General features: G+C 72.0%; 10 protein-coding genes. 4 read left to right on the forward strand and 6 right to left on the reverse strand.

The features are described from left to right. Positions 1–77 precede the first annotated feature (77 nt). A complete protein-coding gene (locus V5O40_RS18975; RefSeq protein ID WP_332906703.1) occupies positions 78–1,940 on the forward strand; it encodes an adenylyl cyclase in 1,863 nt (620 codons plus the stop codon). Positions 1,941–1,986: 46 nt separating this feature from the next. On the opposite strand, the gene V5O40_RS18980 is transcribed toward V5O40_RS18975, so the two are convergent. From V5O40_RS18980 to V5O40_RS19000, 5 genes are all read right to left on the reverse strand, one after another. Continuing rightward, positions 1,987–2,505 carry a GNAT family N-acetyltransferase gene (locus tag V5O40_RS18980; protein WP_332906704.1) on the reverse strand — a complete coding sequence of 173 codons (519 nt, stop codon included), beginning with the start codon at positions 2,503–2,505 and terminating at the stop codon, positions 1,987–1,989. A 145-nt stretch (positions 2,506–2,650) separates the two neighbouring features. Continuing rightward, positions 2,651–3,595, reverse strand: coding sequence for an AMP-binding protein (locus V5O40_RS18985; RefSeq protein ID WP_332906705.1), 945 nt, complete (start codon positions 3,593–3,595; stop codon positions 2,651–2,653). Continuing rightward, positions 3,592–4,056: a MaoC family dehydratase gene (locus V5O40_RS18990; protein WP_332906706.1), complete on the reverse strand. Its 465-nt coding sequence runs from the start codon at positions 4,054–4,056 to the stop codon at positions 3,592–3,594. Before V5O40_RS18990 ends, V5O40_RS18985 begins: the two co-directional genes overlap by 4 nt. Next, positions 4,053–5,225 carry an acyl-CoA dehydrogenase family protein gene (locus tag V5O40_RS18995; RefSeq protein ID WP_332906707.1) on the reverse strand — a complete coding sequence of 391 codons (1,173 nt, stop codon included), beginning with the start codon at positions 5,223–5,225 and terminating at the stop codon, positions 4,053–4,055. The genes V5O40_RS18990 and V5O40_RS18995 overlap by 4 nt, the downstream gene beginning before the upstream one ends. 24 nt (positions 5,226–5,249) lie before the next feature. Continuing rightward, complete coding sequence (locus V5O40_RS19000; protein ID WP_332906708.1) at positions 5,250–6,398, reverse strand: acyl-CoA dehydrogenase family protein; 1,149 nt, start codon at positions 6,396–6,398, stop codon at positions 5,250–5,252. An 88-nt stretch (positions 6,399–6,486) separates the two neighbouring features. Here V5O40_RS19000 and V5O40_RS19005 point away from each other — a divergent pair, with 88 nt between their 5' ends. From V5O40_RS19005 to V5O40_RS19015, 3 genes are read left to right on the forward strand one after another with little or no spacing between them, the layout of a single operon-like run. Continuing rightward, positions 6,487–7,152, forward strand: coding sequence for a TetR/AcrR family transcriptional regulator (locus V5O40_RS19005; protein ID WP_332906709.1), 666 nt, complete (start codon positions 6,487–6,489; stop codon positions 7,150–7,152). 44 nt (positions 7,153–7,196) lie between these two features. Then, entirely contained in the window at positions 7,197–8,615 is a 1,419-nt protein-coding gene (locus V5O40_RS19010; RefSeq protein ID WP_332906710.1) for an aldehyde dehydrogenase family protein, read from the forward strand. After that, positions 8,612–9,688 (forward strand): alcohol dehydrogenase catalytic domain-containing protein, encoded by a 1,077-nt coding sequence (locus tag V5O40_RS19015; protein ID WP_332906711.1) that lies wholly within the window; start codon positions 8,612–8,614, stop codon positions 9,686–9,688. The genes V5O40_RS19010 and V5O40_RS19015 overlap by 4 nt, the downstream gene beginning before the upstream one ends. A 119-nt stretch (positions 9,689–9,807) precedes the next feature. Here V5O40_RS19015 and V5O40_RS19020 read toward each other — a convergent pair. Beyond that, positions 9,808–10,068, reverse strand: a 261-nt coding sequence (locus V5O40_RS19020) for a zinc finger domain-containing protein (protein WP_332906712.1), incomplete at its 5' end; no start/stop codon positions are given.

Raw genomic sequence — 10,068 nt, forward strand, 5'->3', positions numbered from 1 at the left:
AGAGAGCGCTCTCACACGCCCTGGTCCATCGTGTCGTCGGGTCCGCCATCAACCGGCCCGACGGGAAGGACGAACGCATGCCGACCCCACCACCACAGCGGCGACTCGGTCGAGCACTGGCCTTCGGGTTGGTGCTGACCACCGCCGCGGTCGCCACGAACACCCCGGTCAGCGCGGGCCCGCCCCGACCGACCGGCCCCACCTTCGGTCCCAACGTCACGATCTTCGACCCGAGCATGCCGGTCAGCCAGATCCAGGCGACCCTCGACGCGGCGCACGCCGCGCAGGTCAACAACGAGATGGGCACCACCCGGCACGCCTACCTGTTCCGGCCCGGCCACTACGGCACGGCCGACCAGCCGCTCCAGATCAAGGTGGGCTACTACACCGAGATCTCCGGCCTCGGGGCCTCCCCCACCGACGTGGTCATCAACGGCAAGGTCGAGGCGTACAACCGGTGCCTCACCGAGGGCGGCACCGGCAACTGCATCGCGCTCGTCAACTTCTGGCGCACGCTGAGCAACCTGTCGCTGCGCATCAACGCCGCCGGCCAGGACGACTGCCGTGCCTCGGCGAACTTCTGGGCGGTGTCCCAGGCGGTGTCGATGCGTCGGCTCGACATCAGCGGCGGCGGCCTGTCCCTGATGGACTACTGCACCAACGGGCCGCAGTACGCCAGTGGCGGCTTCATCGCCGACTCCCGGCTGCCGGCCACCACCAACGGCTCGCAGCAGCAGTGGCTCACCCGCAACAGCGAGGTCGAGAGCTGGTCCAACGCCGTGTGGAACCAGGTGTTCGCCGGGGTGGTCGGCGCGCCCGACGACGCCGGGTTCCCCGACCCGCCGTACACCACCCTGGACACCACCCCGCTGAGCCGGGAGAAGCCGTACCTGTTCGTCGACGCCAGGGGCAAGTACCAGGTCCGGGTGCCGGCCGTACGCCGCGACACGCGCGGCATCACCTGGGGTACCCGGATGACGCCGGGGCGGACCATCCCGATCGGCGACTTCTTCGTCGCCCGGCCGTCCGACCCGGTGCACGTCATCAACCGGGAACTCGCCCGGGGCCGACACCTGCTGCTCACCCCCGGGGTGTACGACGTGGCCCGCAGCATCGAGGTCCGCCGGCCCGACACGATCGTGCTCGGCATCGGGCACGCCACCCTCACCGCGGTCGACGGCGCGGTACCGCTGAACGTCGCCGGGGTGCCCGGCGTGGTCGTCGCCGGGGTCACCATCGACGCCGGCCTGAAGGAGTCACCGGTGCTGCTGCGCGTCGGCCGCGAGCACGGCCGCAACCACAGCACCCCACGCAACCCGATCACGCTGTCCGACGTGTACTTTCGGGTTGGCGGCCCGCACATCGGCAAGACGGACACCGCGCTGGAGGTCAACAGCGACCACGTGCTGATCGACCACACCTGGGTGTGGCGGGGCGACCACGGTGTCGAGGGCTTCACCGAGGGCGTCAACGGCGACACCGACCGCTGGCGGACCAACACCGGTCGCTACGGCGTCGTCGTCAACGGCGACCACGTCACCGCCACCGGCCTGTTCGTCGAGCACTTCCAGCGGTACAACACCGTGTGGAACGGTGAGCACGGCACCACGATCCTCTACCAGAACGAGCTGCCGTACGACCCGCCCACCCAGGCGGACTGGCACAACGGCACGGTCAACGGGTGGGCCGGCTACAAGGTCGGCGACCGGGTCCGCCACCACACCCTGCACGGTGGCGGGGTGTACGTGTTCAACCAGAACAACCCGTCGATCCGCACCGAGAACGGCTTCGAGGTGCCGGTGCGACCCGGCATCCGGCTGCACCACATCATGACGGTGAACCTCAGCGCGGGCACCATCGACCACGTGGTCAACGGTGTCGGCGAGGCGGCCGGCATGGACCGGGTCGGCGCTCCGGTCTACCTGGAGCAGTACCCGTAGCACCGCGGGCGGGGGCCGGCGGCTCGCCGGTCCCCGCCGACGCGGTTCAGTCCACCACCGGGCTGCGGCGCTCCAGCAGGACGACGTCGCGCCAGCGGCCGTGGTGGCGGCCCACCCGCTCGCGGGTGCCGACCACCCGGAAACCGGCCCGCCGGTGCAGCGCCAGGCTGGCGGTGTTCTCCGGGAAGACACCGGACTGGATCGTCCAGATGCCCGCCGCGTCGGTCGACTCGATAAGCGCGTCGAGCAGCAGCCGGGCCACTCCCCGCCCCTGGGCGGCCGGATCGACGTAGACGGAGTGCTCCACCACTCCGGCATAGACCGCCCGGGCGGAGGTGGGCGACACGGCTATCCACCCGATGACCGGCCCGTCCCCGTCGACCGCGACCAGTCGGTGCGCCGGCAGCCGGCCGGCGTCGAAGGCGGCCCAGGTCGGTGCGACGGTCTCGAAGCTGGCGTGGCCGCCGTCCAGCCCGGCCTGGTAGATCGCCAGTACCCGGTCGGCGTCGTCCGCCGTCATCGGGCGCAGCCGCACCTCGGCCCCCGCCGGCTCGTCTCGGATCATGGGCGAATCGTAGGCGATGGCGCCGGGACGGCCCGTACGGCGCTCGGAACCGCACCGCAGCACCGACACCTCGGCCGGACCGGTCGCGGATCGAAGCGCCACTCGCCGGTCGGGCCAGACCCGGCGACCGCTGCGGGCCACCGCACTAGCTTCCGGGCCCCCGCCGGTAGCGCTCGCCGTGGCAGCCCAGTCGACGCGAGCGGAGCCGTCGGGCGGTACGCCACCGGCCGGTGGACGCATCCGGCCTCCCGGACGAGTCGCGCTCCCCCTCCGCCACGTGGACGACCGTGTCGAAGGTGCTGGTGAAGCGCTGGCGCAGGGACGGTGGCAGGGGTGCCCGGCTGACCCAGCGGCGCAGCCGGGGCAGCGAATCCCGGCCCCGGGCCGCGTCGAGCAGCGCCGCGTACATCGCCGACGTGCCGTGGAAGACGGTGACCTGTTCGCGCAGCATGAGGTCCAGCGCCGCCGGGCCGGTGAAGCGGCCCAGCAGCACCAGGGTCGCTCCCGCCCGGAAGGTGCCGGTCAGCGTGACGGTCTGACCGAACCGGCCGCCCAGCGGCAGGCAACCGAGCACCACGTCGGTGTCGTCCGGGTCGACCTCGGTCCGGCCGGCGGGGTCGAGGTCGGTGTCCGCGAACCCGCCGGTCCGGCCGGGTGGGACGTCGCCGAGATCCTCCAACCGGGGTACGTCGGACGGGCCCCGGCCCGGACCGACCGTGAGCAGCGGGACGCCGGCCCGTACGCTGATCCGCCGCCCGGCGGCCAGGTGCGAGGTGTGGCAGACCAGCAGCCGCGCCTCCCGGGCCAGCTGGACGGCCTGCGGACCGACCGGCACGGCGACCGGTACGGCGACCGCACCGGCGACGAGGGCACCGAAGTAGACCCGGGGGAAATCCACCACGTTCGGCGCGAGCAGGGCCACCGCGTCACCGCCGCGCACCCCGGCGGCCCGCAGCCCGGCGCCGTAGCAGCGGGCCTCCAACCACAGTTCGGCGTACGTGACCCGGACCCGGCCGTCGACGACGGCGACCGTGTCGGCGTGCCGGTCGGCGGAACCGGCCAGCACGGTCGCCGGGGAGAGCGCGGTCATCGCGGCGCGTCCGCGTACAACCGGCTGACCGTCTCGGCCACGCAGACCGGCTTGCCACCGCCGTCGCCCGCCACGGTCACCGTGGCCACCAGCTGTGCCCCGCCCTCGAACGGGCTGACCTGGTCGATCGTGGCGACGACCCGCACCGAGCTGCCGACGCGTACCGGTGCGGGGAACCGGACCCGGTTGAGGCCGTAGTTGACCCCCATCCGCACCCCGTCCACCCGGTACAGGCGGCCGACCAGCGCGGGCAGCAGGGCGAGGGTCAGGTAGCCGTGGGCGATGGTGCCGCCGAACGGCCCGGCCGCCGCTCGTTCCTGGTCGAGGTGGATCCACTGGTGGTCGTCGGTGGCGTCGGCGAACAGGTTCACCCGACGCTGGTCGATGGGGAACCACGGACCGGGGCCGAGTCGTTCGCCGACCGCGGCGGCCAACTCGTCGAGGCTGGCGAAGCTTCTCATCCCAGGTGCCCTCCGAGCTTCGTGTAACCGCGCAGCAGGTCGCGGGCGATGATCAGGCGCTGCATCTCGTCGGTCCCCTCGAAGATCCGGTACAGCCGCACCTGCCGGTACCAGCGTTCGATCGGCAGCTCGCGGGTGTAACCCATCCCGCCGTGGATCTGCATGACCCGGTCGACCACCCGGTTGACCATGCCGGCGCCGTAGAGCTTCGCCATCGAGGAGGCGTGCCTCGGGTCCAGGCCGGCGTCGACCGTCCAGGCGGCGCGCAGGATCAGCCAGCGGGCCGCCTCCAGCTCGGTCTCCGAGTCGGCGATCATCCACTGGATCGCCTGGTTGGTGCCGATCTTCGACCCGAAGGTTTCCCGGGTGTTGGCATGGTCGATGGCCATCCGCAGCGCGCGTTCGGCGATGCCGACGGCGTGCGACGGGATGGTGTAGCGCCCCTTGCCGATCCACTGCATCGCCAGGGTGAAACCCTGCCCGATCTCGCCGAGGATGTTGCGGTGCGGCACCCGTACGTCGTCGAAGAACAGCGAGGCGGGCCCGCCCTCGCCCATGGTGGGGATGAACTCCGACCGCCAACCCATCGCCCGGTCCACCAGGAACGCGGTCGCCCCGCCGTCGCGGGCCCCCCGCTCGGGGTCGGTGACCGCGATGACGATGGCGAAGTCGGCCTCGTTGCCGCCGGTGATGAAGGTCTTCTCGCCGTTGAGGATCCAGTCGTCGCCGTCCCGGCGCGCGCTGAACCGGATGTTCGCGGCGTCGGAACCGGCACCCGGCTCGGTGATGGCAAAGCAGGAGTTGCGCTCCCCCTCGATGGTGGGCAGCAGGAACTCCTTCCGCTGGTCCTCGGTAGCGTGGAAGAGGATGTTGTCGGCCTCGCCACCGAAGCGGAACGGCACGAAGGTGCGGCCGATCTCGGTCCAGATCAGCGACTGGACGACGGCGGGCAGGTCCATGCCGCCGTACTCCTGCGGCGTGGCCAACCCCCAGAAGCCGAACTTTCGGGCCTTGAGCTGCAACTCCCTCAGCTCGGAGCGTTCCAGGCCGGGCTGGTGGGCCCGCTCGCGCCGCAGCAGTTCCTGCTCCAGCGGCATGACCTCCCGGGTGATGAAGTCACGGGCGGTGTCGCGGATGGCCCGCTCCTCGTCGGACAGCCCGAAATCCATGTGCGCACGGTTCCTCTCGCTGGTTCAGAAGGCGTTGACGCCGGTCAGCGCCCGCCCGATGAGTAGCTGCTGAATCTGGCTGGTGCCCTCGTAAAGGGTGGCGACGCGGGCGTCGCGCAGGTACTTGCCGACCGGGTACTCGTCGATGTAGCCGTACCCGCCGTACACCTGGATGGCGTCGTTTGCCGCGCGGACGGCGGCCTCGCTCGCGAACAGCTTTGCCATCGACGCCTCGGTGGCGAACGGCTGGCCCCTGTCGATCAGGTCGGCGACCCGCCAGACCAGCAGCCGCGCCGCGGCGGTGTCGACAGCGATGCCGGCGAGCAGTTGCTGCACGAGCTGGTGGCCGGCGATCGGTTTGCCGAACTGCGTACGCGTTCCGGCGTAGCCGACGGCGGCGTCCAGGCAGCCCTGGGCGATGCCGACGCAGCCGGCGGCTACCGACATCCGGCCCTTGGCGAGGGTGGCCAGCGCCAGCTTGAAGCCGGCACCCTCCGCGCCGAGGCGGGCGGTGTCGGGCACCCGGACGGCGTCGAGGACGAGTTCGGCGGTGGCCTGCCCGCGTAGGCCCAGCTTGCCCTTGATCTCCGACCGGGCGAGGCCGGGGCTGTCGGTAGGCACCAGGAACGCGGTGATCCCCCGGTGACCTGGGCCGCCGGTGCGGGCGAAGAGCAGCGCCACGTCGGCGGTGGTGCCGTTGGTGATGAACGTCTTGCGGCCGGTCAGCAGCCAGTCGTCGCCGTCGCGGACCGCCCGGGTGGCGAGCGCCGCCGCGTCCGACCCGCTGTCCGGTTCGGTGAGCGCGAAGCAGCCCAGCGCGGTACCGGAGCAGAGCTGAGGGAGCCACCGTTCGCGCTGCTCCGGCGTGCCGTGGGTGGCGATCGACTTGGCGACCAGGCCGAGCGACACCGACACGATGCCACGGACGGCCGCGTCACCCCGGCCGAGTTCCTCAAGCACCAGGCAGTACGCGAGGTGGTCGCCGCCGGATCCGCCGTACTCCTCGCCGATGGTGAGGCCGAGAAAGCCGACCTCGCCGAGCTTGCCGACGAGGGCGGGGTCGACCGCCTCGCGCCGGTCCCAGGCCGCCGCGTGCGGCACCACCTCGCGGTTGACGAAGTCGGCGGCGAGCGAGCGGACCGCTACCTGCTCGGCGGAGAGGTGAAGGTCCATGGCAGTAAACTAGCGCTGCAAGTTTTATGCTGTCCAGACCCCTGTGTGGCAAAGTTCCCCGCGAGACACCATCCGAAGGAGGACACCCATGCCCCGGCCGCGACAAGCCCTGCTCAGCCGGGAGCGGATCGTCGAGGCCGCCGCCGCGTTGATCGACGCCGAAGGGCTCGACGCGTTCTCCACCCGCCGGCTCGCCGCCGCTCTCGGCGTACGCGGACCCTCGCTGTACAACCACTTCGCCACCAAGGACGAGATCCTCGACGCGGTCGCGGACAGCATCACCGGTCAGGTCGACGTGTCGTTCTTCGGCGAGGTCGACTGGCGCGAGGCGCTGCGTCGCTGGGGGCACTCCTACCGGGCCGCCCTCGCCGCCCACCCGAACATCGTGCCGCACCTGGCCCAGGGCCCGGGTCGACGCCCAGCGGCCCTGACCATGGCCGACGCCGTCTACGGCGGGCTGGTCGCGGCGGGTTGGCCACCCGCCCGGGCGACGCACATCGGGGCACTCATGCGCTACTTCGTGATGGGTTCCGCGCTCAGCTCCTTCGCCCAGGGCTTCGTGAAGGATCCGGGGCTCTACGCGGAGCAGTACCCGCACCTGAGTCAGGCCCACCGCCTCGCCGAACACCAGCAACAGGTCGACGAGGGCGCCTTCGCGCTGGGGCTGGAGGCGCTCATCGACGGGCTGTCGCACACCTACGAACGCGTCGTCGGCCCGCTGCCACCCCTCCCGCCAGCCGGCCCGGCGTACTAGAGTCCAAACTTGCACCGCTAGTTTTAGGTCGAGGTGAGGAGCCCATGGAATCCGTACGGACCGACTTCTACCTCGACGGACGCTGGGTGCGCGCGGCCGGCGGAGAGCCGTTGGCTGTGCACAACCCGACGACCGAGGAGGTCATCGGCACCGTCCCGGCCGGCACCGCCGAGGACGTCGACCGGGCCGTTGCCGCCGCCCGGGCCGCCTTCGAGGGCTGGGCGGCCACCGATCCCGCCGACCGGGCCGCCCACCTCGACCGGCTGCACGCCGCCCTCACCGCCCGCACCAAGGACATCGCCCACACAGTCGCCAGTGAACTCGGCACCCCGCTGAAGGTCGCCACCCGCGTCCAGACCGGACTGCCACTCACCGTCCTGCGCAGCTACGTCGACCTGGCCGCGCACCCGCCCGCGCCGCAGACCGTGGGCAACTCCCTAGTGGTACGCGAACCCGTGGGCGTGGTCGGCGCGATCACCCCGTGGAACTACCCGCTGCACCAGATCGTCGCCAAGCTCGCTCCCGCCCTCGCCGCCGGCTGCACGCTCGTGCTGAAGCCGAGCGAACTGACCCCGCTGACCGCGTACCTGCTCTTCGACGCCATCGACGAAGCCGGCCTGCCGCCCGGCGTGGTCAACCTGGTCACCGGCACCGGACCGGTGGTCGGTGAGGCGCTGGCCGGGCACCCCGACGTGGACCTGGTCTCGTTCACCGGCTCCACCGCCACCGGCCGGCGGATCACCCACCTGGCCGCCGACCGGATCGCCCGGGTGTCGCTGGAACTGGGCGGCAAGTCGGCGAACGTGATCCTCGACGACGCCGACCTGGCCAGCGCAGTGAAGGTGGGCGTCGGCAACGCATTCCTCAACTCGGGCCAGACCTGCACCGCCTGGACCCGGATGCTCGTCCACCGGGACCGCTACGACGAAGCCCTCGACCTGGCCGCCAAGGCGACCGACGGCTACCGGCTCGGTGACCCGTTCGATCCGGCCACCCGCCTCGGACCGCTGGTCTCCGCCGCGCAGCGGGACCGGGTACGCGACCACATCGCCCGGGGTCTGGCCGACGGCGGCCGGCTCGTCGCCGGTGGACCCGACGCTCCCGTCCCGCAGCAGGGCTGGTTCGTCGCCCCGACGGTCATCGCCGACGTCGACAGCGACAGCGCCCTCGCCCAGGAGGAGATCTTCGGGCCGGTGCTGGCTGTCATTCCGGTGGACGACGACGACCACGCGGTGCGGGTCGCCAACAACTCCCGCTACGGACTGGCCGGCGCGGTCTGGTCCGGCGACGAGGAACGGGCACTGCGGGTGGCCCGCCGGCTACGCACCGGCGCCGTCGACATCAACGGCGCACCGTTCAACCCGCTCGCCCCGTTCGGCGGCTACAAGCAGTCAGGTCTCGGCCGCGAGCTGGGCGTACACGGGCTTGAGGAGTTCTGCGAAGTGAAGGCGATCCAACGGTGAAGGGCCTGGTGGTTCGCGGCGTCGGCACGCCGCCCAAGGTCGAGCCTGTCGACCCGCCCGCCACCGGCACCGGCCAGGTACGGGTGGCGGTCAAGGCGGCAGGCGTCTGCCACTCCGACCTGTCCATGGTCGACGGCACCATCGCCGCGCCGTACCCGCTGCTGCTCGGCCACGAGGCCGCGGGCGTGGTCGTCGAGGTCGGCGACGGCGTCGACCGGGTAGCGGTCGGTGACCACGTGGTGCTCAACTGGGCACCCCCGTGCCGCGACTGCTGGTACTGCGGGCACGGCGAGCCGTGGCTCTGCGAACGCTCCGGCAACCCGGCCGCCACCGCCGGGCACACGATCGACGGCACGCCCCTGCACGTCACGCTCGGCCTCGGCGCGCTCGCCGAGCAGGTGGTGGTCTCGCAGCAGGCAGTGGTGGCCGTACCTGCGGAGCTGCCCTTCCCCACCGCCGCGCTGCTCGGCTGCGCGGTGCTCACCGGCGTCGGCGCGATCCGCCGTACCGCCGACGTCCGGCCCGGCGACTCGGTAGCCGTCATCGGTCTCGGCGGCGTCGGCCTCTCCGCTGTCGCCGCCGCCCGCGCGGCAGGCGCCGCCACCGTCGTCGCCGTCGACGTCGCACCCGCAAAGGCCGACCTGGCGTACGCGGCCGGTGCGACCGACTTCCTGCTCGCCGACGACACCCTCAGCCGCGCGGTACGGACCCTCACCGGTGGCCGTGGCGTCGACCACGCGGTCGAATGCGTCGGACGGGCCGCCACCATCCGCGCCGCCTGGCGAGCGACCCGACGCGGCGGGCAGGTAATCGTGGTCGGCATGGGCGGCAAGGACGACATGGTCGCCCTCAGCGCCCTGGAGATCTTCCACTCGGCCCGCACCCTGCGCTCCTCGGTGTACGGCTCCTCCGACCCGGACCGCGACGTGCCCGAACTGGCCCGCGCGGTGCTCGACGGCACCCTCGACCTGGATTTCCTGGTCACCGACCGGATCACCATCGACGACGCACCGGAGGCGCTGGCCCGGATGGCCCGGGGCGAAGGCGCCCGCACCGTGGTCCTGTTCGACTGACGCAGGCCAGTGGTAGGAATGGTGCTGTCGCTGGTCAGCCCACCCCGAGGGAGATGGCTCCTGCTCCGACGAGCTAGCTGCCCAGGGGATCGAAGCGACAGGCCACGCCGTTCCCGAAACTAGAGGCTGGTCCGTTCAGGGTGCATGTCGTTGACCATCTCGTGCCCCGGCAACCTCGCGCAGTGCGACCCGGGCTGCGCTCCGCAGACCGGGCACGGCCGCCAATCCTGGACCGGGCCGGCGTCGTGGCCCAACGTCATGGCAATCTCACTGATCTCGTCGGCCAGGTCGTGCAGGGCCGGGTCGCGGTGCCGGACGGCAGCCTCGTGGATCTGCTGGATCGACCGTCGCGCGCGCTCCAGGTTGCGCCGGGCGGGAGC

It is taken from the genome of Micromonospora palythoicola, from assembly GCF_036689795.1.
GTDB classification, from domain to species: domain Bacteria; phylum Actinomycetota; class Actinomycetes; order Mycobacteriales; family Micromonosporaceae; genus Micromonospora; species Micromonospora palythoicola.